This is a genomic window from Chitinophaga sancti, assembly GCF_034424315.1.
Lineage (GTDB): Bacteria > Bacteroidota > Bacteroidia > Chitinophagales > Chitinophagaceae > Chitinophaga > Chitinophaga sancti.
Genome location: NZ_CP139972.1, coordinates 3,974,221 through 3,999,453, shown reverse-complemented (window position 1 = coordinate 3,999,453; position 25,233 = coordinate 3,974,221). Strand labels below are relative to the sequence as shown.

Here is a 25,233-nt window from a genome sequence, read left to right as displayed (position 1 = left end):
GGCCCGGGATCTTTTTATATGAAGTATGTAAGACTTACTCAGCTACCACTTCGAATTCCAGTTCAGCTTCGTTGCCTTTACCGAAATCCAGTTTCGCTTTGTATGTACCTAATTCTTTTACATCATCCAGGATGTGGATGCGGCGACGGTCGATTTCGTAACCTTTCTGTTCTTTAATCGCACGAGCGATCTGAACACCGGTAACGCTACCGAAGATCTTACCGGAAGTACCGGTTTTAGCACCAATTTTCACTGGGCCAGCCTTCAGCACTTCAACCACCTTAGCGATTTCGGCGAGCATTTTTTCTTCTTTTGCTTTCTGCACTTTCAGGCGTTCCTGCAGTTGCTTCATGTTAGAAGGAGATGCTTCTACCGCAAATTTTTGCGGGATCAGGAAGTTTCTTGCGTAACCGTTTTTTACGGCAGCCACTTCATTCTTCTGACCCAGATTATCTACGTCTTGTATTAAGATTACTTGCATGTTAATTAGTTTTAAGGACCTTTTACTTGAGATAAGTAATTTGTCGGTTTACTTTAAAAGGTCAGTAACGTAAGGTAACAACGCCATCTGACGAGCCTTTTTAATTGCCTGAGCTACCTTGCGCTGGAACTTCAGGGAGTTACCAGAGATACGACGTGGGAGCATTTTACCCTGGTCGTTCAGGAATTTCTTCAGGAATTCAGCGTCTTTGTAATCCACATACCGGATGCCCATTTTCTTGAAACGACAATATTTCTTTGCACGTTTCTCGGTTTTTACGGCCGTTAAGTACTTAATTTCTTGTTTTACTGCCATAATTTTAAGCTTCAGCGGTTTTAGAATCAGCATTTACGCCATGTCTCTTGCGATTGTTGTACTGTACAGCGTATTTGTCCAGTGCAGTAATCATGTGACGGAGCACATTTTCATCGCGGTTCAGCTGAACTTTCAGCTTCTCATTGAGGTCGGATGGCGCATTGTATTCCAGAACCAGGTACATGCCCGTGGTTTTCTTCTGGATTGGATACGCCAGTGATTTTAATCCCCAGGGATTTTCGTGCGTTAATTCACCGCCGTTTTCTTTGATAACGTCAGCGAATTTTTTCTGAGCAGCTTTGTAGTCTTCCTCAGACAGCACAGGGGTAAAAATCACCATCAATTCGTAATTCATAATTTCCCTGTTTTAAATTTGATTAGAAAAAAATTGGATCGCAAAGATAGTGCTTTCTATTCAATAAATGCAAAAAACCACTTCTGCCCTGGGCGGAAGTGGTTTTTAAATATTCTTAATTTTATTTTTAATTGGTAATCAATACTTTACTAGTGCTAACTCCATCCAGGCTCTGGATCCTTAATATATAGATACCACCCGGTAAACCGTTCACATCAATCGTCTTGGTATTCCGACCTTTATTCATCACCTGCTGTGTCTTATACCGGCTGCGCCCCTGCATATCTATCAACTCAAACTGTGCAGGACCCGGTTTTTCCATATCCACCCACAATTGGAGATTATGGCCGATGATACACCAGATGAGCTTTTTGATCAGGTCTATCAAAGATACATACACTCTCGCATCTGCACTATAGCGAACACTGCCATCATTGCTCACGATCTTCAGCCGATACCAGGAGAACCCCAGCCATGGCTTGTAATCGTAAGAATGGTAGGTGGTAGCGATATCCTTATTTCCCTGTGCTGCAAGGGTATCTACAGCAACGTAGGTCCGCAGGTTCTGGGTTTTTTGTACGATAAAATAGTCGGTGTTGATCTCGTAATCTGTAGACCAGGTCACTTTTACATTACCGGAATCTACAACCGCCCTGAAGTTGTCAGCAGTCACAGGATTGCCCAGGATGCGCAGGCTGTAATTGGTCTGCACAGGATAGTGGTCGCTGGTCGTGCTGCTGTAACTACTGATGAGCTGTGCTACTTCCTTGTGGATCTTAGCTGACCCCGGCAGGTAAGCAATCGCCATTTCGTCAGAAGCAATCACATTATCTATAACGGTAGGATAACCAGTGGTAGACTGATCCCCTGCCAGGCTCAGTGGTAAAGTGAGTGGTTTATAGTGGAGGGTATCATTCATGAAATCAATATAAGACGTAGTGGTATCTGGTGCCAGTTCCGTAGTAATGGTTTTATTCAGGGCATCGTTAAAGTCACCGAGGATGATGAAATTACTATGAGGATACTGTGCATCCAGGGAATCTTTCAGTTCCAGGTTCCCATTTTTACGCCGCTGCCAGGATTGTATTTTATCAGCAGAAGTACCTGTATTTGCCTTGCTGTGAATGAGCACAAAATTGATCTGCGCACTATCTCCATTCAGGTTGGCAGTTGCCTGCAGCAGGAAGGGGAATCGGCCGGAAGACCAGTTGTAGTAAGCATCTGAGCTGCCACCTTTTCTCAGTACACCATAAGAACGAATAGAACGGATCACACTCGTTTTGTAGAGGAATGTGAGCTTTTGTGCAGCAGTATAATCTGTATCGGTAATGCTATCAGCATAAGAACCAAAGTCAGAAATAACGTAGCTATAGCCCGGCATCTGGTTGACTACAGCTCTGAAGCGGGCAGTGTCTACAACTTCAGCGAGTGCATAGATATCAGCATCCAGTTTTTTCAGTACCACTGTGGCATTTGCCTGTTGCAGACTATCATTCGCCGGATTTTGCGCAGTGCTGCCAAACCATTCCATGTTCCAGTTCACTACTTTCAGCGAACGTAAGGAGGTACCGGAAAGCGCGATAGGTGTAGTTGTCAGACTTGCACTACTAAATGTAAGTGTGCCGGTATATGCCTGATCAGCGGCTGTAGGCGCAAATCTTACCCATACTTTCACTGTACCGGTGAGTGAGTCAGGCAGATAGTTCAGAGATGTGGTATAAGTACCTGCACTATCTTTTGACAGCTGGAAACCTGCACTGGTAGCAAGTGTGAGCGCACCCGTGAAATCGCTGGCATTGAAAGTAAAGTATTGTGCAGCTGATTTCTGACCTGATTGTACATAGTCGAAATCCAGGCTACCAGTAGATTTATCTACAGATGGTAAAGGTGCCTGTGGGCTGTTGTAAATGTGTACATCATCCAGGGTCCAGCGGGCAGCATTCAACGTTGGAGAAGAAACATATTTGAAGGCGATATACACATTGGATTGTTTAAAACCTGCCAGGTTAATACTGTCAGATGTTTTCCAGGCATCTGACGACATTGCAGGAAATCTTCCATTTACCGGAGTCCAGGTGGCAGTATTGGGATTGCTGCTACCATCGTAATTGGTAGAAATCAGCAATTGTAAAGAAGGCCCTACAAAGGCAGTACGGCTGGCAAAGGAGAGGAGTGGATAATCAAAACCTGTGAAATCAAAAGCAGGAGAGATGAGCCAATCTTCATTTTCAAGAGGACCTCCGCTATAACCGTTGATCTGTGCACCATTCAGGTTCTGACCGAAAGTAGTGCAATCCCAAACCTGTGCTCCGCTTACACTATAGGCTGTAAAACCACCTACTACACCAGTGCCGGAAGTACAATTATTGAAATCAAAATTGAGTTGTTGTGCACCGGTGCTGAAGGCCCAGATGGTGCTATCCGGAATACCTGTGAAAACGTTGCCACTATTATCTGTAACGGCGCCGCTATCGATGGTGATGTAGTAAGATTTATTCCCTGCAAGAGAGGTGATAACACTCAGCAGCTGATTCCTGATCACGATAGCAGTGCTGCTGATATCAAAGGATTGCTGGGTGCCGTTTGTTGCATTGTGCAGAATGAGGTGCCCACTGCCGGCAATAATATTTTCAGAGAAAAGAATGCTGGGGGTAGTGGTAGGAGGCACATTTGTTTCGTGATTCAATGGTGTCAGTGAATCGATAACAGGAGGGGTGGTATCTGCACCACCACTGCCTGCAATAATATTGTCAATGGCAAAAGAGGGGCGGGAACCACCGCCACCAACCTGGCGGTTAACCCAGCGAAGCTGTACCAGTGGCTGGTTTTCGCAGGCTGCCGGGAGTACCAGCGTTTTGGTAGATGGATCCTGGGGAGTAGTAACTCCTGAAGTGGTCTGGAGGGTAGTACCATTTTGGTATTCAGTACCGGTGATGTTGGTAAAGTTGCCAGTGCTACCGATTCTGTATTGTAAAATGACTTCGTTGATACGGGTATTGCTGCTGCCGTCGTAAGGATTGCGAAGTGTCATTACGTCGTATGTCAATGAGATGTTCACCTGCCCGCTGGTATTGAGGGCGAGGGTGAGGCAGTTGTCCACGCTGCCGCTATTGAGGAAACCCAGTTTACCATTATAATTATATACACCGTTAGTAGTGCTGGAGGCGGTGCCGGTGATCAGTGCTTTGTCTGAAGCAGGCGTGGCGGTGTTGAAGCTGGAGGAAGGGGAGCCGGAAAGGGTCCAGCCCTGCCATCCAGCAGGATAAGTGGTGGATGTGGTTGCCAGTGCATCAAAGTTTTGCTGATACGGTAGTGCCTGGGGTGTGGGTTGGGTTTGCGCAAAGGAGCGCAGTACACCAAAGACAGTAAATAATAGGAGTAGAGTTTTTTTCATGTAATGATTAGATGGTTTTATCAGGGGTGGGTAAATATGATAAATGTGTTAATGATATGCGCTCCAGGGTCGTGATATACTACACCTTAAATCTACTACATTTGTGTTATACTATACGTGATATAATTGTTAACTGGCGGAGGGGCCAGCGGCCCTCCGCCAGTTTGGCAGCCATACCTCCAATGGCACACCCTTTGAAACCATACCCCAAAAACACAGATACCCATGCAGAAAGGAGCAATACGTGTTCAGACAGAGAACATCTTCCCCATTATTAAAAAATTCCTCTATTCAGATCATGAGATCTTTATCCGCGAACTCGTAAGTAACGCGGTTGATGCAACACAAAAACTGAAAACGCTGGCTAGTGTAGGTGAATTCAAGGGTGAGCTGGGTGAACTGGCCATCACTGTGAAACTGGACAAAGGGAAAAAGACGCTGACCATCTCCGACAATGGGATCGGTATGACAGCTGAAGAAGTAGATAAATACATCAACCAGGTAGCATTTTCCGGTGCGGAAGAGTTCCTGGATAAATATAAAGGTCAGAACGAAGGAACCAACATCATTGGTCACTTTGGTCTGGGTTTCTATTCCTCCTTCATGGTGAGCAATGTTGTAGAGATCATTACGCAATCTCACAAAGATGCACCGGCAGTACGTTGGGAGTGCGATGGCAGTCCTGAATACACGCTGGAAGAAACCACCCGTGAAGCTGGCAGAGGTACTGATATCATCATGCACATCAACGAGGAAAGCGAAGAATTCCTGGATGAGCACCGTATCAAAACCATTCTCGAGAAATTCTGTAAGTTCCTGCCTGTTCCGGTTAAATATGAAGATAACCAGATCAACAATACACATCCTGCCTGGACAAAGAAACCAAGTGAGCTGACTACAGAAGATTATCAGAACTTCTATAAAGAACTGTATCCATTCTCTGAGCCGCCACTGTTCTGGATCCACCTGAATGTAGATTATCCATTCAACCTGACTGGTATTCTCTACTTCCCTAAGATCAACAAGAGCTACGAAATCCAGAAAGATAAGATCAGCCTTTATTCCAACCAGGTATTTGTAACGGATGAAGTAAAGGATATTGTACCTGAATTCCTGATGCTGCTGCACGGTGTGATCGATAGCCCGGATATTCCGCTGAACGTGAGCCGTAGCTACCTGCAGGGTGATCCGAATGTAAAAAAGATCAGCTCTTACATCACCAAGAAAGTAGCAGATAAGCTGGATGAAATGTTCAGAAACGACCGTAAAGGATTCGAGGAGAAATGGGAATCTATCGGTCTATTTGCTAAATACGGTATGATGACGGACGATAAATTCCGTGAAAAAGGTAACAAGTTCCTCATCCTCGAAGATGTAGATGCCAGCAAATTCTATACGCTGGATGAATACAAACAGGAAACTGCTGCGATTCAAACCAACAAGGAAGAAAAACAGGTGATCCTCTATGCAACCAATCCTGTACAGCAGGATAGCTATATCACTGCTGCGAAAGCAAAAGGATATAAGGTTGTGAAACTGGATAGCCTGGTAGATGCTGCGTTCCTGAATCAAATGGAAACGCATTGGGAAAAAGTGCAGTTCACCCGTGTGGATGCGGACATTGCTGACAACCTGATTGACAAAGATGAAAATACTACACATGTACTGACAGAGGATCAGGAAACCCGCCTGAAAGCGCTGTTTGAAAAGATTCCACAGCAGCATGTAAAAGTAGAACTGAAAGGTCTGAGTGCAGCATCACAACCGGTGATCGTAACGCGTCCTGAATTCATGCGTCGTATGAAAGATATGGCAGCAGTAGGTGGCAGTGGAATGAGCTGGTATGCAAATATGCCGGACGAAATTAACATGACTGTAAATGCGAATCACCCGATCTATCAGCAGATCCTGAAAGAAGGCAATGATCAGCTGCAGGAAAAGCAGATCCGCAACCTGGCAGATCTGGCTTTATTGTCACAGAACCTGTTGACAGGTGCAGATCTGACAGCTTTCGTAACCAGGAGTGTTGAACTGATGGGCGAAAAAAGCAATTAAGATATACTAAATCATTGGGCGATACCGTTTTGGAGGGATCGCCTAAAACCTTATCCCGTTCCGCCTTTGCGTGGAACGGGATTTTTATTGGAAAGAAGATATATAAAAAGAATAGGAATTATGGAATAAGGCAATGCACTATGGCGTCATTTCCCCATACTTACCTTTACAGTAAAGGAAAAACAGAAAGCCCTATCATAGGAGATCTTATCAAATCTCCGTCCGCAGGGGATCAAAGCAAATGTTTTGATCCCCTGCACTTTGTGGTAATCATTACCCGGGTTGAGTAGCGAAAAGTCAGTGGGAGCGAATATCTATTACTTTCATCTGCAGGTTCATCTTGCCATTCCATTCATTCTCATCAATGGTAAAGACCATATCAAAAGGCTGACGGCTGCTTACAATGGGAAATTTCCCGGACATATAGAAGCCTATACCTGTCACGGCAATTGCATTTTTACCCTGTTTTACTGAGAATTTAATGTGCTCATCCTTTATGAGGCGGGAATAACCGCTGTCTACCACGTTTCGTACGAGGAAGACAGGGCGTTGGTTGTCCGGACCCAGGGGTTCGAATTGCCTGAGGATGTTAAAGAAAGCAGGTGTGATATCTTTCAGGGAGATTTCGGTATCGATAGTGATTTCCGGAATCAGCAGTTCAGGATCGATGGTGGTGGCAACGACTTCTTCAAATTTTTCCTGGAAAGCGGGTACGTTCTCTGGTTTGAGGGTCATACCGGCGGCATAGAAGTGGCCGCCATAGTTTTCCAGCAGGTCTTTACACTGGTGAATGGCTTCGTATACGTTGAACCCAATCACAGAGCGGGCGGAGCCTGCTACCTTATCATTACTGAGGGTAAGGATAATGGTGGGTCTGTAATAATATTTATCGATGAGGCGGGAGGCCACAATACCTACTACTCCTTTGTGCCAGTCTGGCTTATAGAGTACGGTAGACTTTTTATGATGAAGTGAGGTATCGTTTTGAATGAGTTCAACGGCTTCTTTGGTGATATTGCCATCTATTTCCTTACGGTCAAAGTTGTCAGCATGCAACACCTTCGCAATTTCCATGGCTTTTTCCATATCATTTTCAATGAACAGGTTCACGGCTTTGCGGGCATCATCCATTCTGCCGGCGGCGTTTACGCGGGGAGCGATCACGAATACCAGGTTGGAGATGGTGAGTTGTTCTTTTAGACCACTAAGCTGGATCAATGCCTGGATACCGGGTAGGGGGGATTCATTGACTTTTTTCAGTCCATGGAAGGCCAGTACACGGTTTTCGCCTGTCATGGGTACGATGTCGGCCGCGATGCTGGTAGCTACGAGGTCCAGGTACCGGTGGGCAGCGGATTCCGGCAGGCCTGCTTTTTGGGCGAAGGCAGTGATGAGTTTATAACCGATACCACAGCCGCTTAGTTCTTTATAAGGATAAGGGCAGTCGTATTGTTTTGGATTGAGGATAGCCACAGCCGGGGGCAAAATAGCATCTGGCAGGTGGTGATCACATATAATAAAGTCTATTCCGTGTTCGGCGGCCCAGGTAATCTGATCGATGGCCTTGATGCCGCAGTCCAGCGCAATGACGAGGCTAAAGTCATTATCCCTGGCGTATTCAATGCCCTGGGTAGAGATGCCGTAGCCTTCGCGGTAGCGGTGAGGAATGTAAAATTCTATGTTATTATATAAGGAGTGTAGAAAATCGAAGACAGTTGCTACGGCGGTCGTACCATCTACGTCGTAGTCGCCGAACACGAGAATTTTTTCGTGCCTGAAAAAGGCCTGTTCAATTCTGGATACGGCTTTATCCATATCCTTCATGATCCATGGGTCATGGAGATCTGCCAGTGTAGGGCGGAAAAACAACCTTGATTCATCATAGGTATGCATGCCCCGCTGCACCAGCAACCTGCATAACAGGGGATGAATGCGCAGGGAGGCCTGCAGCAAAGCTTCCTGTTTTGGTTGATACGATCTGACTGTCCAGCGTTTTTGCATCTATAATCTAAAGAAGGATGAGCGATACTAGTTTGAACGGAAGATAGGGTATAAATTTCAAAAAGTGTGGCCTGTTCTCATTAAGAACTGACCACCAAGCAATTATATTGTCCCTATTATTATTTCGAGATTGTATCTTGATAGCACGTTTATTTTCAATACAATCTCTATATATGATCGTGTTGTGGTTTGATTCCTATTTTAGCATTGTAGGTCCGTAAAAAATAATTCAAACTGCAACACGCCCTTATATATTATTTAGAAGTTACGGTCGGTGGTATACCTGACCATTGATTCGAGTCCCTGCCTGATATTGCTATCGGGGAAGCTATGGAGGATGGCCATGGCTTCGTCGCGGTATTCGAACATCTTTTTCTGTGTATACTCGATGCCGCCGGAAGTTTTCACCAATGTAATGACTTCTTCAACGCGGGTTTTATCGGTATTATGATTTTTTACGATGTTGATAATTCTTCTTCTCACCTCCGGCGTTGCGTGTTCCAGTGTATAGATGAGGGGGAGGGTCATTTTTTTCTCCCGTATATCTATGCCGGTGGGTTTGCCAATTTTTTCGCTGCCATAATCGAAGAGGTCATCTTTGATCTGGAAGGCGACACCTACTTTTTCGCCGAAGAGGCGCATTTTTTCGGTAGTTTCGTCGTCGTTAGAGGTACTCCAGGCACCGGCGGCACATGCAGCGGCTAGGAGGGAGGCTGTTTTACGGCGTATAATCTCGAAGTAGATATCTTCTTTAATATTGAGTTTACGTGTTTTCTCGATCTGGAGGAGTTCTCCTTCGCTCATTTCCTTTACAGCCTGTGAGAGGATCTGGAGGGCTCTGAAGTCATTATTATTCAAGGAGAGGAGGAGTCCTTTGGATAGCAGGTAGTCTCCCACGAGTACAGCGATCTTATTTTTCCACAAAGCGTTGATGGAAAAGAATCCACGGCGCTCATTGGCATCATCCACAACATCATCATGTACAAGGGTAGCGGTGTGCAGGAGTTCTACAAGGGCGGCGGCACGGTAGGTGCTTTCCTGTATATCATTACTGAACAGGCGTGCCGAGAGTAATACGAACATGGGACGCATTTGCTTCCCTTTTCGTTTAACGATATAATGCATGATCCTGTCTAACAGCGCGACATTGCTCTTTACTGCATCAGAAAATTTGCTCTCGAAGTCCCTTAATTCCTTACTGATCAGGTTTTTAATCTCGTCCATGGTTGATTGAAAAAGATTGCTAATCTATGCTTAAAATATCAAATTTTAACAATTTGGCCCCTAATTTGTATATAAGGGAGTAACAAAACTTTAACATTACTTTGTTTTAGTTATAACAAATATGCTTATTCGTTATATGCTCAAACAAAGTATGGCACAACATTAGTTTTGCCTAAGTGTTAATAGTTAACCAGTTATCAATAGAAATAATATTGCAACAAAAATTTGAATATTCATTTGAGAATTTTACCTTTGCTGGGTAAAAAAACGGGTTATTAGTAAATTTTTAACAGTTTTTAAATAGAAAACAATTATGGCAAGCAAAAAGTACTTATTACTGGCTGGCGCTATGAGTCTCCTAGCGGCGTCTTCCAGTTATGCACAAGTTACCCCTGTTTTTGACGCCCTGGATTCAACCAAAGTTCCAGCATCAAAACAGGCACAACAAAACAATTTCGCAAATCATCAGTATGATTTCCCTGCAAAACCACGTGATATGTGGGAACTGGGTTTCCATGGTGGTCTGCATGTAATCAACGGTACCGTTCCTGCTAAGCCAGGTTTCGGTGGTGGTATCTCCCTGAGAAAATCTCTGGGCCATACTTTCTCCGTAAGAGCTGAGTATACTGGTTCTTTCGACAAAGGTCAGGATTACAGACTTCGTACAGTAACTGGTGCAGGTGGTGGCGCTGCTACAACCTGGGCTAAGACTGCTGCCTTAAATAATGGCATGATCGTTCCCAACTATAAGACTGCTACTCACCAGCTGTCTTTTGACCTGATCGCTTCCCTGAGCAACATCCTGTTCTACAAAGCACAGCCAAAAATTAACTGGTATGTATTTGGTGGTTACTCTCTGGGCCTGATCGACGTTGACGTTGATGCAGTAAACGGAAGCGGTGCCGGTTATAGCTACAGTGGTGTAAAATTCAATGCTAGCCGTAAGGACATCAAAGATCAGCTGAAAAATATCTACGATGGTGATTTCGAATCTAATGCTCCTTCTCAGGGTAACAGAGGTAACATCGGTCGTAAAGATAACAACCAGCTGTGGCGCCATGGTGCTGACTTCGGTACAGGCGTAGCTTTCAGAGTTTCTAAGAGATTTAACATCGGTGTTGAAGAGAAATACACTATGTATTTCGACGATTATCTGGACGGTTATTCTTCTCCATACTCTAACCACAAAGATGCATTCAGCTACACTAGTGTACGTCTGAACTTCAACCTGGGTAACTCTTCTAAGAGAGTTGAACCACTGTGGTGGATCAATCCGCTCAACTATGCTTACAATGAGCTGAGCGCTCCTCGTCACATGAAACTGCCTACTCCAGTTCTGCCTGATGCTGATGGCGATGGCGTTACTGACCAGTTCGACCGCGAACCAAATACTCCAGCTGGTGCTCCAGTTGACGTTCATGGTGTAGCTAAAGATACTGATGGTGATGGCGTTCCTGACTTCAAAGACAAACAGCTGATCACTCCTACTTATTGCCAGCCAGTTGATGCTGATGGTGTTGGTAAGTGCCCAGATCCTGAATGTTGCAAGAACATGCAGCCTACTACAAATTGCTCTAGCCTGGTTCTGCCTAGCGTAGCATTCAAAGGTTCTTCTACCAAGGTTTCCAGCGATAACGAAGCTATCCTGGCTTCTGTAGCTAGCACACTGAAATCTAACCCCACTTGTAACATCCTGGTAACAGGTCACGCAGGTGCTAAGGGTAAGAAAGGTGGTGTTGACCTGAGCAGCCGTCGTGTTGATTCAGTGATCGACTACCTGGCTGACAAGCAAGGTATCGACCGCGGTCGCTTCATCAAACAAAACACTCCTGGTGAGTCTGGTACTGTAGATCTGTCTCCAGCTAACTAATTCTCACTGAGAAAAATATAGAAGCCCCGTCTCAACAGAGACGGGGTTTTTTATTTCCCCTCAAACCCCCTCCTGCCGCCTTTGCTAGCCCTCGAAGCACCCAAATTAACTCTTACAAAAAATTTTCTATATTCCTTAATTCGCACTAACTTTGATGGCTTTTTTGAGTAGCAAGACTGTTTGAATGCACACTCCTAAAGGGAGGTAGTTACGACATCAAAAGCATTACTACTCTTATTTATTTAATTACATATTTCGTGAGAAAAGACATTAACAGGGTTAGCCTGGCCGGTTTAGTAGTAGCATTAGGTATTATTTACGGTGACATTGGAACATCTCCGTTATACGTTTTCAAGGCTATTATAGGTACAAACTATATTAGCGACTTACTGGTTATCGGCGGTATTTCATGTATTTTCTGGACCCTGACTTTACAAACAACTATTAAGTACGTAATCCTCACGCTGCGTGCAGACAATAAGGGAGAAGGCGGCATCTTCTCGTTATACGCTCTTGTACGCCGACACGCCAAATGGGCCGTTATCTTTGGTATGATAGGCGGCGCCGCATTATTGGCCGATGGTATCATTACCCCACCTATTACTGTAACGACCGCAATCGAAGGTCTACGCACACTTGATGTTTTCAAAGATCTTAGTCAGTGGACAATTGTAAAGATCGTACTCACCATCATTACATTGCTCTTCGTGGTACAACAGTTTGGTACCAATTCTATTGGTAAGCTGTTTGGACCTATCATGGTGATCTGGTTCTCCATGCTCGGTATCCTCGGGTTGTCACACCTGGCAGACGATTTCACCGTACTGAAGGCTTTCAGCCCACACTATGCAATACAGTTATTAACCACCTATCCCCGTGGCTTCCTGATCCTGGGTGCCGTGTTCCTTTGTACTACAGGGGCCGAAGCCCTCTATTCCGACCTGGGGCACTGTGGTAAAGGTAATATCCGCGTATCCTGGACATTTGTGAAAACCTGTCTGCTCCTGAACTACCTGGGTCAGGGTGCCTGGTTACTCACACATAAAGGCACAATGCTGCCAAAAGATCAGAACCCCTTCTTTACAATTATGCCTGAGTGGTTTGTGATCCCCGGGATCCTCATTGCTACAATGGCATCTATCATTGCGAGCCAGGCATTGATCTCCGGCTCATTCACACTTATTTCAGAAGCAATGCGACTGAACCTGTGGCCTAAACTGAAGATCAACTATCCAACTGAAATGCGTGGCCAGTTATACATTCCTGGTATCAACACCATGATGTGGATAGGCTGTGTGGCTATCGTACTGATCTTCCAGGAATCGGGGGCCATGGAAGCGGCATACGGTCTCTCCATTACCATCTGTATGTTGATGACCTCCTGTCTCTTTGCCTTCTACCTATACACGCGAAGGGTCCGGATAAGCCTGATACTCATATATCTCATTATCTACTTTACGATAGAATTCTCCTTCCTGTTCGCCAACCTGGTGAAATTTATGCATGGTGGTTATGTAACAGTGATTGTGGCAGGTGTACTCTTCCTGATTATGCTGGTGTGGTTCAAATCACGCAAGATCAAAAATCGTTACGTTGAATTCGTACGACTGGAAGATCATCTGGCAGTGATCCAGGAACTGAGCAACGATACCACTATCCCCAAGTATGCTACGCACCTCGTATATATGAGTAGTGCTGACAATCCGAAGGAAATTGAACATAAGATCATCTATTCAATTCTGAATAAGAAACCAAAGCGTGCAGATATCTATTGGTTTGTGCACGTAGATGTTGTAGATGAGCCTTATCTGAGTGAATACTCTGTACAAACGATCATTCCGAATGAGGTGATCCGCGTGGAATTCCGCTTAGGATTTAAAGTGGAACAACGTATTAACCTGATGTTCAGAATGGTGGTGGAAGATATGGTGCGGAACAAAGAGGTGAATATCACCAGCCGTTACGAATCACTGAGTAAGAACAATGTGGTGGGCGACTTCCAGTTCATCGTAATGGAGAAGTTCCTGTCACACGACAATGACCTGCCGCTGTACGAACGTCTGATCATGAGAATGTATTTCTGGCTGAAACGCGTAAGTCTTTCTGAAGAACGTGGTTTTGGGCTGGATAGCAGTTATGTGACGATTGAGAAATATCCGCTGGTGGTAGCGCCGGTGACGAACCTGCAACTAAAACGAATCATACATTGATAAAATAGAAAGGCCGCTCATACGAGCGGCCTTTTTTATTGAAAATGGTGTTCATTCCCTTTTCAGCCTTTCATGAATGTTTTTATTGAGTAAATGAAGTACTTTAATCTATATAAAACCCAAATTTTCCCATCCTTTCATCTCTCATCGCTTCCATAATCTCCGTTTGTGTATTCATTACATAAGGGCCATGCCAGGCCACTGGTTCATTCAGCGGAAGTCCGTCACAATAAAGGATCAGCGCATCTTTGCTGGCGCTGACAGTAATTTCATCGCCATCATTATTGAAGAGCACCATACTCCTGTCTCCCGTCGTACGACCATTTACAGTAACCTGTCCACGAAGCACATAAAAAAGAATGTTTCTTTCCTTCGCAACCTGGATCGTTGTATTACCTCCCTCACTCATATCTATCAGGAAGGCGTTAATGTCTGTAATAGACTGTAAAGCCCCTTTATGACCATTCCACTGACCACCTGCGATAGCCACTTTCACTTTATCATTTGCGACAACAGGAATATCGTCTTTTTGTAAGCCGGTATACTTTTTCCTGAACTGTTAATACCACGTTAACACCAATAAAAAAGTCCCCCGGAGAACCAGAGGACTTTCTTTAACACAACTAAAAAAACAATCAAACGTTCGAATTAAATCAATCGGGTTTTTTCCCATCTAAAAAAGTATTGATCGTATTGATCTCTGCCTGATTATTCTGACTATCAGAAATGGTATAGTTAGAATAGAAATTCTCGGCAGAACCAGCGCCATTATCGAGATTAATATTCCGACGAATGTACGCAGGAACGTTTTCAATTTCTGAATTATTATCGATGCCTTTCACGTTAAAACTGAGACTACGCAGTTTTGCTACGCGCTCGGCCTGTTTCCGTTTCTGTTCTTCTAATTGCTCTTCAAATGCATGCAATTGCTGCATATCATTTGACATCTCAGTTCCTGGTTCTTCTTCACGGAATACTATCTTCATCTCCGGTGTTTCCGCCGGTGGTGGAGTCGTAGTTGGCTCAATAAAAATGTGTCTGGCAGGGTACCCGCCAGCCGCCTGGTTATTAGGCTGTATCACGTTGACATTGTTATAGCTGGTAGGAGCTGTTGATCCTACTGGCTCAATGTTGAGTGCAAAACTTGACCTTCCGCTTTCAGCAGGAGGTTCCGGGGTTACAAACGTCGTAGCCGGCTGAGTGACCACAGGCTCTACCAACCGTGGCGCCATATGGTCGGTTGGTTCGATGAACAAAGAGTTGTTGTTGGAGCTAACCGGGGTGTTCATCTTTTTTTCATCACCTTCACGACCCAGTTCCATTACGATTCTAGGCTGGTTAAGAGATGGATCCTGTGGGGCCTGTTTTACCTGCTGAATCGGTTTTTGTTCGAAACCGGTAGCAATAATAGTTACACCCAGTTTACGATCCAGGTCCTGATCGTAGCCAACACCAAGGATTACATCGCAATCCTCACCTGCCTGGCTTTGAACATATGCCTGGATAGTATCCATTTCATCGAGTGTATGCTCGAATTCACCTTCAGCTGAAGAGATATTCAGCAGGATCCATTTTGCACCACGGATGTCGTTATCATTCAGCAGCGGTGAAGTAAGTGCTTCTTCGATCGCTTTCTGTGCGCGGTTTTCACCTTCTGCAGTAGCCGCACCAAGAATGGCAACGCCTCCGTTGCGCATTACCGTACAAACGTCCGCAAAGTCAACGTTGATCTGACCAGTGCTGTTGATCACATCAGTGATACACTTAGCAGCGGTAGCCAGTACGTTATCTGCTTTTTCAAAAGCAGCTTTGAACTTCAGGTCGCCGAACTTCTGGCGCAGTTTATCGTTAGAAATAATCAATAGTGTATCTACGTATTCTTTCAGACGGTTCACGCCATCATCGGCCTGTTGCATTCTCTTCTTTCCTTCATAGGAAAAAGGAGTGGTCACAATGCCCACTGTGAGAATGCCCAGTTCTTTACAGATCTTCGCGATGATTGGAGCACCACCTGTTCCGGTACCACCACCCATACCTGCAGTGATGAATGCCATCTTGGTATTCACCTCTAAGATCTTTTTGATTTCTTCAAAGGATTCTTCAGTCGCCTGTTCACCAATGCGGGGGTTGGCACCAGCTCCGAGACCCTGAGTCAGGTGAGGACCAAGCTGAATTTTATTTGGGACAGGACTATTGGAGATAGCCTGCGCATCTGTATTACAGATGATAAAATTCACGCCCTCAATACGCTGGTTGAACATGTGGTTCACCGCGTTGCTTCCGCCACCACCAATGCCTATCACTTTGATGATGGAAGACTTTTCTTTGGGAAGATCAAAATGTATCATGACTCTATCTCTTTTATGGGTTAGTAAGTATAATTAATAATGCCCACAAATTCTTCTATAGTTAGTAATTATTGGAAGTGGTAGAACCCACTACCATTGTCCGAATATTAATTATCTGATTTGAAATCGCTTATGGCTGCAACAATTACGCCATTCTCGGAAAATACCCTGTTAAAGTTTTGCATCCTCTTCTTCTGTGAACATGTCGATGATCTTCGTTTTCATTCTGTCGAGGAAAGTTTTCAGCGAAGCATTTCTTTCTCTCGCTTTTCTTGCCTGAATTTCTTCAACTGAGGGGGCATCATCTTCCCAGCTGTTATCCGCTTCTGTAGCGGCTTTCGAGGCCTGCTCCTTCGCGGTATAGCTGGTGTTGATCTTAACGTAATTTTCTTCCATTGCCCTGCGGTCATTCTCATAGTCGTTATAACCCTTGAGAATAAGACCTATACAGGTGGAGTACATTGGCCTGGTCAGCTCGTCGATATGACCGGTGGCCAGGTGTTCGTTTGGATACCCAATACGTGCACTTACACCAGTTGTATATTCAGTAAGCTGGATCAGATGTTTCAGCTGGGAGCCACCACCCGTCAGGATGATACCACCATTGAGCATCTTGTTATCCATACCAATCTGTTTGAGATGATAAATGACGAAGTCCATGATCTCACTCATACGCGCTTGTATGATATGAGCCAGGTTCTTCACAGAAATCTCTTTAGGGCTCTGTCCGCGCAGTCCGGGAATGGTGATGTAAGCATTGCTTTTTGCTTCATCAGCCAGTGCATATCCGAATTGAACTTTCATTTGCTCTGCCTGTGTCTTCAATACACCGAGACCGTTTTTGATATCGTTGGTGATGTTCTCACCACCGTAAGGTATTACGGCTGTGTGCTTCAGGATACCTTCGTAGAACACAGCCAGGTCTGTAGTACCACCGCCGATATCTACGATGGCTACACCTGCTTCGAAGTCCATATCACACATTACGGCAGCGGCAGAAGCCAGGGGCTGAAGTACCAGGTCGTGGATCTTCAGGCCGGATTTCTCAACGCTACGATTGATGTTGCGAATCGCATTCTTATCACCGGTGATGATATGAAAATTCGCACCCACCTTCACACCGCTCATCCCAATAGGATAAGTAATGTTCTGGAGGCTATCAACAATATATTGTTGTGGGATCACGTCAATGATCTGATCACTGGCGGGGATCACCGTTTTATACTGGTCATTTATCAGTTGATCAATATCTTTCTGGGATATCTCCGCTTCGGTATCGTTACGCACGATATCGCCGCGGGTCTGCAGGCTCTTGATGTGATGACCTGCAATGCCAACATAGACTTCATTGATCTCCAGGTTAGGATTAGAAGCATAGCAGTTCTCCAGGGCCTGACGTATCGCCTTGATCGTCTGATCAATATTCAACACCATTCCGTGCTGAACACCAAAAGACGGGGCTTTACCGAACCCCAGGATTTCCAGTTTCCCGAATTCGTTCTTTCGACCTGCAATGGCAGCAATCTTTGTAGTTCCAATATCAAGACCTACAATGATAGGAGCTTCCTGATTCATGGCGTTTCTATAGTTTTTTGTTGTGTTACTAATTTCTACCCGGCCTATACACTGCCTTTGGTTCCTTTTTTCCAGACGACTTGTCCTTTTGATTTCTCTGTTTCGAAGGCGTAGGTCTGGCTGGTACCACTCTGACTGAAGATGCAAGCTTTGCAGCTTCCGGTTGTACGGAATCGTTTCCGTGCACCATTATCCTCGCTAGTGTATCACCGTTGCTGGCTAATTTTGCGCTGTCTTCAGCGGCCAGCTTTTTTGATAATTCCTCCCCGCTTCTTCGTGTACATACTACTTCGTTTTCGAATGCCACGTTGATTTTCGCGTAATTGTTCCATCCCACTTTACTCAATCCTTCTTTATAAAACGCCAGCAGTTTGTTAAATTTTTTTGCTACATCGGTACCGTCGCCAAACAGTATCACGTGATCTCCCAGTGTCGGTATAATCTCAAACTCACGCTGGGGGGTGATGACCACCTGTTCCACCTGTGCAGTCCAGAAAGGGTCGCTTTGTACAAAGCTGCCTATTTCCATGATACCTGCAGTCAATGCGCTGTCTGCCTTTTGCACCTTAGCAGCATCTGACGGATAATCTGTGAACACCGGCACTCTTGCTGTATAGCGGGCTGATACCGGTATTCTGTCTCCATCCTTGTCAAGGTAGTAGGTATTTCCTGTTAAGGTAAAGATCCTTGCTACGGGTTCTCGCTGAGCGACCTTGATGTTGAGTTTTCGCTGGTTATCCACAAAGATGTTCGCAGTTTTTACCCAGGGATCACGGGCTACCATCTTCTCCAATGCTGCGATGTTAATCTCTTTTATGGGCTTGCCAACAGGATTTAAATGCTTGTCGCCAGCCACCAACACTTTTATATCTTTCTCTTCTATAAAAAAGTTATGCTCGTTCCCAACCAGTTTTACAACGATTCCCTTGCACTTACCATCTTCTTTGTCCTGCACTGCCGCAACAAGCAGGACCACGAATCCAGTCAATACCGCTGTCCAGAGCAGTACACTACCTATTCGTTTTAATGCCCGGTGGGTCTTGGTTTGCATTTGGGTGTTGATTTTGTTGTCTACTCGTTCACTTTCTCTCCGTTCAATATCTCTTTGATCGGATCTCTGAATTGGTCAATGTCACCGGCACCAGCCGTGATGAGCAACGGTGCACTATTCGATTTTACCCAGGCTAATACATCTTCTTTTTGTATCACCTGCACTGGTACTGTGATCTTTTCCGCCAGGATCTCACTGCGCACGCCTTCAATAGGTAATTCTCTGGCCGGATAGATGGGTAACAGTAATACTTCATCTGCCAGTGACAAACTCTCTGCAAATCCTGCTGCCAGGTCACGTGTACGGGTATACAGGTGTGGCTGGAAGATAACTGTACAGCGCTTGTCAGGGAATAAGCCACGCGCACTGCTGATGAGGGCACGTAATTCTTCCGGATGATGTGCGTAGTCGTCTATATATACCTGGTAATCATTCTTCACCAGGTACTCAAAGCGACGTTTGATGCCTTTGAAATCAGCAATTGCTGCTTTGATCTTTGCGGCATCGATGCCTAACAGGTGCGCCACCGTGATGGCTGCCACTGCATTCTCAATATTATGTGTGCCCCCGATAGGCAGTTTTACATCATGAATGTGCCAGTCCTGCTCTACCACATCAAACAGGTAACCACCGTCAACTGTTCTGATATTGGTTGCATAAATATTTGCTTTCGAATCTTTCAGATGATACCAGCGTTTATTATCACCTTTCAATTCTCCTGCACGAGACAATCCTAACTTTGCGATCAGTGTACCATTCGGTTTTATGTTCGCAGTATATTGTACGAAGGCATCCTGCATGTCTGCTTCTGTACCGTAGATATCCAGGTGATCTGCATCCATGGCAGTGAGCACGGCAATATCAGGATGCAGTTTCAGGAATGAACGGTCATACTCATCGGCTTCAATCACAGCAACCTGTTTGTCACTGCTCCAGAAGTTGCGGTCGTAGTTAGCGCTGATGCCACCGAGGAAGGCATTGCAACCATAGCCACTATGACGCAGTATGTGAGCGGTAAGGGTAGAGATGGTTGTCTTACCATGGGTACCTCCTACGGTGATGGCAAACAACTCTTTGGTGATCTCCTGCAATACGTCGCTCCGTTTTACTACTTCGTATTCATTTTTACGGTACCAGATCAACTCTCCGTGGGTACCGGGAATAGCGGGTGTATATACAACCAGCTGTGCATCTTTATCCAGCAGATTGACATCATCCGAGTAATGAATCTGCATACCTTCCTCAGCCAGCTGACGGGTCAGCGGGGTTTCGGTGCGGTCATAGCCACTTACATGCACGCCTTTTTCATTAAAAAAGCGGGCGATGGCGCTCATACCGATGCCTCCGATTCCAATGAAGTAAACACGTTGTATGTTGTTCAGATCCATTTTTCTTATTCCTTTTATTTGATCAGCGCTAACACTTGTTTAGCAATGACCATATCAGCGTTTTTATTTCCCAGTTTTTCTATATTCTCTTCCAGTTGTTGCAGTAACGCATTGTTTTGTAACAAACTGAATAAGGTATTTCCCAGTTGAGCGGCGGCATCATCATTTTTGATCAGCAGCGCTGCTTTTTTGTCTACCAGACTTTTCGCATTGAAGGTCTGGTGATCTTCGGCCGCAAAAGGGAAGGGCACGAAGATGACAGGTTTCTTTACTACACAGAGTTCAGCGATGGCCAGTGCGCCTGCACGTGATACCACTACATCCGCAGCCTTGTAAGCAAAGTCCATGACGTTGATGAACTCATACACTTTTACATGAGAAGCATATGGTGCAGCAACAGCTTTCGCAGTTTCAAAGTAAGGCTTACCTGTTTGCCAGATCAGCTGGATGTCTTTCTCTACAAAAGTGGCGAGTATCGGTGCCAGTGCTTCGTTGATCGATTTCGCTCCCAGGCTGCCACCCACAGCGAACACTGTTTGCTTACCTGTGCGAAGACCAAAGTGTGCAAGGGCATCTTCTTTTGATACTGCAGACTGTGTAATGTTGCCTCTTACAGGATTACCAGTCATGATCAGCTTCTCCGCAGGAAAGAATTTCTCCATGCCTTCGTAGGCTACACAGATCTTTGCTGCTTTCTTTCCCAGCGACATATTCGCTTTTCCTGCAAAGGAATTTTGTTCCTGTATCAGTGTAGGAATACCTCTCTTTTGTGCTTTGCGCATAACAGGGAAGCTGGCAAAACCACCCACACCTACTACCGCATCCGGTTTAAAGGTATCAATCACCTTACTGGCCTGTGAAAGGCTTTTCAGGATCTTGAACGGCAACAACAGGTTCTTGAGCATATTGCTGCGGTTGAATCCTGCTATATCCAGTCCTTCAATGCGGTAGCCTGCCTGCGGCACTTTCTCCATCTCCATTTTTCCTTTGGCACCTACAAAAAGGATCTCCGTTTCCGGTTCTATCTTTTTCAACGCATTGGCAATAGCGATCGCCGGGAAGATATGTCCTCCGGTACCACCACCTGCTATGATAATTCTGCGTTGCATTGTCATGTTAGTTTTTAAAATTCTTCGATTTCAGCTTGCTGGGCTACTACCTTCGCAATCCTTTCCTGTTCAATTCTTTTGCCTTCCAGTTCTTCTACGTTTCTTGACACACTTAATATAATTCCAATAGCAAGACTGGTAAAGATCACGGAAGATCCTCCCATACTCACGAGCGGCAAAGTCACACCTGTTACTGGAAAGAGTCCTACATTCACTGCCATATTTGTCAGTGCCTGTATGACTAATGTAATGCTGAGACCAACTGCCAGAAAAGCGCCGAATGCGTAAGGACATTTTCTAAACAAGCTGATGCTTCTTAATAATAGCAACATATAGGCCATCAATATCAAAAAGGCGCCAAAGATACCATACTCCTCAATAATTGTTGCGTATATGTAGTCGCTATAAGCATGCGGAAGGAAGTTTCGCTGGGTACTGTTACCAGGACCTTTACCTATTACTCCCCCACCTGCGATAGCAATGTTTGCCTGTTGTACCTGATACGGTAAATCAGCATTTGATGCATCGCCTGATGTAAAATGTTCTATTCTCTTTTTCCATGTTTCGGTACGCATTTTTTTACCAGTGAGCGATGCCACTGCGAACATCAGTAAAATCGCCACCACACCTGCACCTACCATGGCAGCCAGATACTTGACAGGTACCCGGCCAATAAAACAAAGTGTCATACAACTGGCGCCCAGCAGCAATGCGGTAGACATGTTTGCAGGCATAATCAAAACACAGATCACACCTACCGGAATAATAATAGGCAGAAAGCCCTTCTTAAAATCGGTGATCATGCCCTGTCTCTTGGAGAGCTGTCTGCTTACATACATGAATATGGCCAGTTTAGCTACGTCAGAAGTCTGAAAGGTCAGATTAATAACGGGGAGCCTGATCCAGCGGCTTGCATCATTAATATGTCGGCCAAATGCCAGCGTATATATCAGTAAGGGAATAGAGATCAGGAAACCTATCTGTGCTACACGGGAGTAAATTGTATAATTCACCCGGTGTGCAAAGTAGATGATCAGCAATCCCATTACCAGTACACTCAGTTGTTTGAAAAGGTAATACTCCGTATGACCGCCCTGAAGGCGATAGGCAAGTGACCCCGTGGCGCTATAAACCGCCAGCAGACTCACTAGTGAGAGGAAGATCACGATCGTCCAAATCACTTTGTCACCCTTAGTCCTATGAAGTAAACCGTCCATTCAACTTTCGTTAGTTCCCGGAATATCCCGGATTTTATTATAGTTCCCTCACCGCATCTTTAAACTGCTTGCCTCTGTCCTCGTAGTTCTTAAACAGATCGAAGCTTGCACAAGCCGGCGAGAGTAATATTACATCTCCTTTTTCCGCATGCTGAAAGGCTGCATCAACAGCTTCTTTCATACTGCGTGTGTCAACCATTACCTGAGTATCATTTGATAACGCTTCCTGAATCGGCGCATTGTCTATACCCAGACATATAATTGCTTTTACTTTTTCTTTAACCAGTTCCCTGATAGCACTGTAATCATTTCCTTTATCAACACCTCCCATAATCAGTACTACCGGGGTTTCCATGCTCTCCAGTGCAAACCACAAAGAGTTGACATTGGTCGCTTTACTATCATTGATGAAATCCACACCACGCACAGTGGCAACGTACTCCATACGGTGCTCCAGACTCTTAAAAGATGTCAGGCTCTCCCGAATTTTTTCTTTCCTTATCTCCATGGTCCTTCCAGCAATACCCGCTGCCATGGAATTGTACAAGTTGTGCTTGCCCTTAAGCGCGAGATCATACATTGATACGATTACTGGTTCATCATTAACCTGGATGTTTACCTGATCGTTTACCATAAATCCTCCTTGCTTTAACGGTTCCATGATAGTAAAGGGTATTGATGTTGAATAAATAGTTTGCTTCTTTAAATAATTGTCAATCTCCTGATCATCTTTGCAATACACAAAGAAATCTTCCGGCCCCTGATTCATCGTTATGCGGAATTTTGACGCCACATAGTTCTCCATTTTGTAGTCATATCTATCCAGATGATCCGGAGTGATATTCAACAGGATAGCCACGTTTGGCTTGAACTCCACGATATCGTCCAATTGAAAGCTACTCACTTCGACGATATAATAATCAGCGGGTGCGGTTGCTACTACACGGGCATAACTCAGACCAATATTACCTACCATCGCAGCCTTGAGACCAGCTATCTCAAACATGTGGAATGTGAGTGCAGTCGTTGTACTCTTTCCGTTGCTACCTGTAATGGCGATAACTTTGGCGTCTTTGCTAAACCTGTAAGCCAGCTCGATCTCAGAGATCACCGGTACTCCCTTCGCACGGATCTTTTTCATCAGCTCCGTTTTTTCAGGAATACCAGGGCTTTTAACAATTTCATCGGCACCTAAAATCACATCCCAGGAATGCTGCCCTTCCTCAAAAGGAATATGGTTGACAGCGAGTTCCTGTTTATAAATATCCTTGATGGTTCCACCATCTGACACGAATACATCATACCCCTGTTGCTTGCCTAACAGGGCTGCACCAATTCCGCTTTCTCCAGCTCCGAGTATGATGAGTTTCTTTGTCATTTTGCTTATCTGATTTTTAAAGTTGCAATACTAGCGACTGCACACATGATTGTAATGATCCAGAACCTAACGGCAATTTTACTTTCGTGGTACCCCAGCTTCTGGTAATGGTGGTGAAGTGGAGACATCAGGAAGATGCGTTTGCCTTCACCATATTTCTTCTTGGTATACTTAAAGTAAGAAACCTGTAATACAACACTCAGGTTTTCTACCAGGAATACACCACAGAAAATCGGTATTAATAATTCCTTTCTAACAATAATGGCCAGGGAAGCAATGATACCACCCAAAGCCAGGCTACCTGTATCTCCCATGAACACCTGTGCCGGATAAGCATTGTACCAGAGGAAACCTACACAGGCACCCACAAAGGCAGCAATGAAAATAGACAGTTCACCCAGGTTGGGGATGTACATGATATTCAGGTATTCAGCGAACTGGATGTTGCCTGATACGTAGGCGAATATCCCAAGACAAACACCTATGACCGCAGAAACACCCGTGGCCAGTCCATCTAATCCATCTGTGAGATTCGCACCATTGGATACTGCCGTAATGATAATGATCACGATGAGGATGTAGAGGATGTAAGTATATTTCTCTGCGCCAGGGATCCAGGAGATCAGTTTGGCGTAGTTAAATTCATGATTCTTTACAAAAGGAATCGAAGTGATCGGCGTCTTTACATCTGCAAAGCGATGACCTCCTTTCGTCACTCTTTCTGATTTGGCCACAACTCTTTCGTAAGGAGCGAGTTTTTTCGCACCAATGATCTCACGGGAGATCACCACGTTTTCGTTGAAGTACAAAGTGCTGCCGATGATGATACCCAAACCCACCTGGCCCAGGATCTTGAACTTACCGGCCAGCCCTTCCTTATTCTTTTTGAATACCTTGATATAATCGTCCAGGAAACCGATCAACCCTAACCACACAGTGCAAAGCAGCATGAGCCAGATGTAAACTGTTTTGATCTGTGCAAACAGCAGGGTAGGAATCAGGATGGCAGCCAGGATGATCAGACCTCCCATAGTAGGAGTTCCTTTCTTACTGTTTTCGCCTGCCAGACCGAGGTCTCGGATCGTTTCACCGATCTGTTTTTTCTGGAGAAATTTTACGATGCGTTTACCTAACAGGAGAGAGATTACCAGGGATAACAGTAACGCCATCGTCACACGGAACGTGATGAATTGAAACATCCCGCTACCGCTGAAATTTAACGTTTTCAAATAATTGAATAAGTAATAAAGCATACTGTTAGT

18 protein-coding genes are annotated in these 25,233 nt (G+C 44.9%); 3 read left to right on the top strand and 15 right to left on the bottom strand.

What is annotated here, in order from left to right:
- Window positions 1–34 precede the first annotated feature (34 nt).
- The 4 genes from rplI to U0033_RS15320 all read right to left on the bottom strand — a co-directional run bounded on the left by rplI (window position 35) and on the right by U0033_RS15320 (window position 4,545).
- On the bottom strand, window positions 35–481 hold the full coding sequence (rplI, locus tag U0033_RS15335; protein WP_072359174.1) for a 50S ribosomal protein L9: 447 nt from the start codon (window positions 479–481) through the stop codon (window positions 35–37).
- A 48-nt stretch (window positions 482–529) separates the two neighbouring features.
- Window positions 530–796 (bottom strand): 30S ribosomal protein S18, encoded by a 267-nt coding sequence (gene rpsR, locus U0033_RS15330; protein WP_072359655.1) that lies wholly within the window; start codon window positions 794–796, stop codon window positions 530–532.
- Between the two features lie 4 nt (window positions 797–800).
- Window positions 801–1,151: a 30S ribosomal protein S6 gene (rpsF, locus tag U0033_RS15325; protein WP_245801747.1), complete on the bottom strand. Its 351-nt coding sequence runs from the start codon at window positions 1,149–1,151 to the stop codon at window positions 801–803.
- Between the two features lie 127 nt (window positions 1,152–1,278).
- On the bottom strand, window positions 1,279–4,545 hold the full coding sequence (locus U0033_RS15320) for an Ig-like domain-containing protein (RefSeq protein WP_072359170.1): 3,267 nt from the start codon (window positions 4,543–4,545) through the stop codon (window positions 1,279–1,281).
- A 225-nt stretch (window positions 4,546–4,770) separates the two neighbouring features.
- On the opposite strand from U0033_RS15320, the gene htpG reads away from it, so the two are divergent.
- Window positions 4,771–6,600 carry a molecular chaperone HtpG gene (htpG, locus tag U0033_RS15315; protein ID WP_072359168.1) on the top strand — a complete coding sequence of 610 codons (1,830 nt, stop codon included), beginning with the start codon at window positions 4,771–4,773 and terminating at the stop codon, window positions 6,598–6,600.
- Between the two features lie 297 nt (window positions 6,601–6,897).
- On the opposite strand, the gene recJ is transcribed toward htpG, so the two are convergent.
- Together recJ and U0033_RS15305 are read right to left on the bottom strand one after the other, a co-directional pair.
- The gene (recJ, locus tag U0033_RS15310) at window positions 6,898–8,601 is read right to left on the bottom strand and encodes a single-stranded-DNA-specific exonuclease RecJ (RefSeq protein WP_072359166.1); all 1,704 of its coding nucleotides are present in this window, start codon (window positions 8,599–8,601) and stop codon (window positions 6,898–6,900) included.
- A gap of 258 nt (window positions 8,602–8,859) precedes the next feature.
- Entirely contained in the window at window positions 8,860–9,825 is a 966-nt protein-coding gene (locus U0033_RS15305) for a polyprenyl synthetase family protein (RefSeq protein WP_072359164.1), read from the bottom strand.
- Window positions 9,826–10,138: 313 nt separating this feature from the next.
- On the opposite strand from U0033_RS15305, the gene U0033_RS15300 reads away from it, so the two are divergent.
- A complete protein-coding gene (locus U0033_RS15300) occupies window positions 10,139–11,695 on the top strand; it encodes an OmpA family protein (protein WP_072359162.1) in 1,557 nt (518 codons plus the stop codon).
- A 257-nt stretch (window positions 11,696–11,952) separates the two neighbouring features.
- Complete coding sequence (locus U0033_RS15295; RefSeq protein ID WP_072359160.1) at window positions 11,953–13,905, top strand: KUP/HAK/KT family potassium transporter; 1,953 nt, start codon at window positions 11,953–11,955, stop codon at window positions 13,903–13,905.
- 103 nt (window positions 13,906–14,008) lie between these two features.
- On the opposite strand, the gene U0033_RS15290 is transcribed toward U0033_RS15295, so the two are convergent.
- The 9 genes from U0033_RS15290 to mraY all read right to left on the bottom strand — a co-directional run bounded on the left by U0033_RS15290 (window position 14,009) and on the right by mraY (window position 25,200).
- Window positions 14,009–14,401 carry a pirin family protein gene (locus tag U0033_RS15290; RefSeq protein WP_245801746.1) on the bottom strand — a complete coding sequence of 131 codons (393 nt, stop codon included), beginning with the start codon at window positions 14,399–14,401 and terminating at the stop codon, window positions 14,009–14,011.
- A 157-nt stretch (window positions 14,402–14,558) separates the two neighbouring features.
- Window positions 14,559–16,253 carry a cell division protein FtsZ gene (ftsZ, locus tag U0033_RS15285; protein WP_072359158.1) on the bottom strand — a complete coding sequence of 565 codons (1,695 nt, stop codon included), beginning with the start codon at window positions 16,251–16,253 and terminating at the stop codon, window positions 14,559–14,561.
- A 171-nt stretch (window positions 16,254–16,424) separates the two neighbouring features.
- Window positions 16,425–17,828: a cell division protein FtsA gene (ftsA, locus tag U0033_RS15280; RefSeq protein WP_072359156.1), complete on the bottom strand. Its 1,404-nt coding sequence runs from the start codon at window positions 17,826–17,828 to the stop codon at window positions 16,425–16,427.
- 28 nt (window positions 17,829–17,856) lie between these two features.
- Window positions 17,857–18,879, bottom strand: a complete 1,023-nt coding sequence (locus tag U0033_RS15275) for a cell division protein FtsQ/DivIB (RefSeq protein WP_072359155.1) — start codon at window positions 18,877–18,879, stop codon at window positions 17,857–17,859.
- 20 nt (window positions 18,880–18,899) lie between these two features.
- The gene (gene murC, locus U0033_RS15270; protein ID WP_072359154.1) at window positions 18,900–20,267 is read right to left on the bottom strand and encodes a UDP-N-acetylmuramate--L-alanine ligase; all 1,368 of its coding nucleotides are present in this window, start codon (window positions 20,265–20,267) and stop codon (window positions 18,900–18,902) included.
- A 14-nt stretch (window positions 20,268–20,281) separates the two neighbouring features.
- Window positions 20,282–21,376, bottom strand: a complete 1,095-nt coding sequence (gene murG, locus U0033_RS15265; protein ID WP_072359152.1) for an undecaprenyldiphospho-muramoylpentapeptide beta-N-acetylglucosaminyltransferase — start codon at window positions 21,374–21,376, stop codon at window positions 20,282–20,284.
- A 14-nt stretch (window positions 21,377–21,390) separates the two neighbouring features.
- Window positions 21,391–22,593 (bottom strand): FtsW/RodA/SpoVE family cell cycle protein, encoded by a 1,203-nt coding sequence (locus U0033_RS15260; RefSeq protein WP_072359150.1) that lies wholly within the window; start codon window positions 22,591–22,593, stop codon window positions 21,391–21,393.
- A 37-nt stretch (window positions 22,594–22,630) separates the two neighbouring features.
- Window positions 22,631–23,971 (bottom strand): UDP-N-acetylmuramoyl-L-alanine--D-glutamate ligase, encoded by a 1,341-nt coding sequence (murD, locus tag U0033_RS15255; protein WP_072359149.1) that lies wholly within the window; start codon window positions 23,969–23,971, stop codon window positions 22,631–22,633.
- A gap of 5 nt (window positions 23,972–23,976) precedes the next feature.
- Window positions 23,977–25,200 (bottom strand): phospho-N-acetylmuramoyl-pentapeptide-transferase, encoded by a 1,224-nt coding sequence (gene mraY / locus U0033_RS15250; protein WP_326980872.1) that lies wholly within the window; start codon window positions 25,198–25,200, stop codon window positions 23,977–23,979.
- Between the last annotated feature and the right edge of the window lie 33 nt (window positions 25,201–25,233).

Bases quoted from the DNA above. Each gene is read 5' to 3' on its own strand.
- rplI (WP_072359174.1), bottom strand. From the start codon at position 481: ATGCAAGTAATCTTAATACAAGACGTAGATAATCTGGGTCAGAAGAAT.
- rpsR (WP_072359655.1), bottom strand. From the start codon at position 796: ATGGCAGTAAAACAAGAAATTAAGTACTTAACGGCCGTAAAAACCGAG.
- rpsF (WP_245801747.1), bottom strand. From the start codon at position 1,151: ATGAATTACGAATTGATGGTGATTTTTACCCCTGTGCTGTCTGAGGAA.
- U0033_RS15320 (WP_072359170.1), bottom strand. From the start codon at position 4,545: ATGAAAAAAACTCTACTCCTATTATTTACTGTCTTTGGTGTACTGCGC.
- htpG (WP_072359168.1), top strand. From the start codon at position 4,771: ATGCAGAAAGGAGCAATACGTGTTCAGACAGAGAACATCTTCCCCATT.
- recJ (WP_072359166.1), bottom strand. From the start codon at position 8,601: ATGCAAAAACGCTGGACAGTCAGATCGTATCAACCAAAACAGGAAGCT.
- U0033_RS15305 (WP_072359164.1), bottom strand. From the start codon at position 9,825: ATGGACGAGATTAAAAACCTGATCAGTAAGGAATTAAGGGACTTCGAG.
- U0033_RS15300 (WP_072359162.1), top strand. From the start codon at position 10,139: ATGGCAAGCAAAAAGTACTTATTACTGGCTGGCGCTATGAGTCTCCTA.
- ftsZ (WP_072359158.1), bottom strand. From the start codon at position 16,253: ATGATACATTTTGATCTTCCCAAAGAAAAGTCTTCCATCATCAAAGTG.
- ftsA (WP_072359156.1), bottom strand. From the start codon at position 17,828: ATGAATCAGGAAGCTCCTATCATTGTAGGTCTTGATATTGGAACTACA.
- U0033_RS15275 (WP_072359155.1), bottom strand. From the start codon at position 18,879: ATGCAAACCAAGACCCACCGGGCATTAAAACGAATAGGTAGTGTACTG.
- murC (WP_072359154.1), bottom strand. From the start codon at position 20,267: ATGGATCTGAACAACATACAACGTGTTTACTTCATTGGAATCGGAGGC.
- murG (WP_072359152.1), bottom strand. From the start codon at position 21,376: ATGCAACGCAGAATTATCATAGCAGGTGGTGGTACCGGAGGACATATC.
- U0033_RS15260 (WP_072359150.1), bottom strand. From the start codon at position 22,593: ATGGACGGTTTACTTCATAGGACTAAGGGTGACAAAGTGATTTGGACG.
- murD (WP_072359149.1), bottom strand. From the start codon at position 23,971: ATGACAAAGAAACTCATCATACTCGGAGCTGGAGAAAGCGGAATTGGT.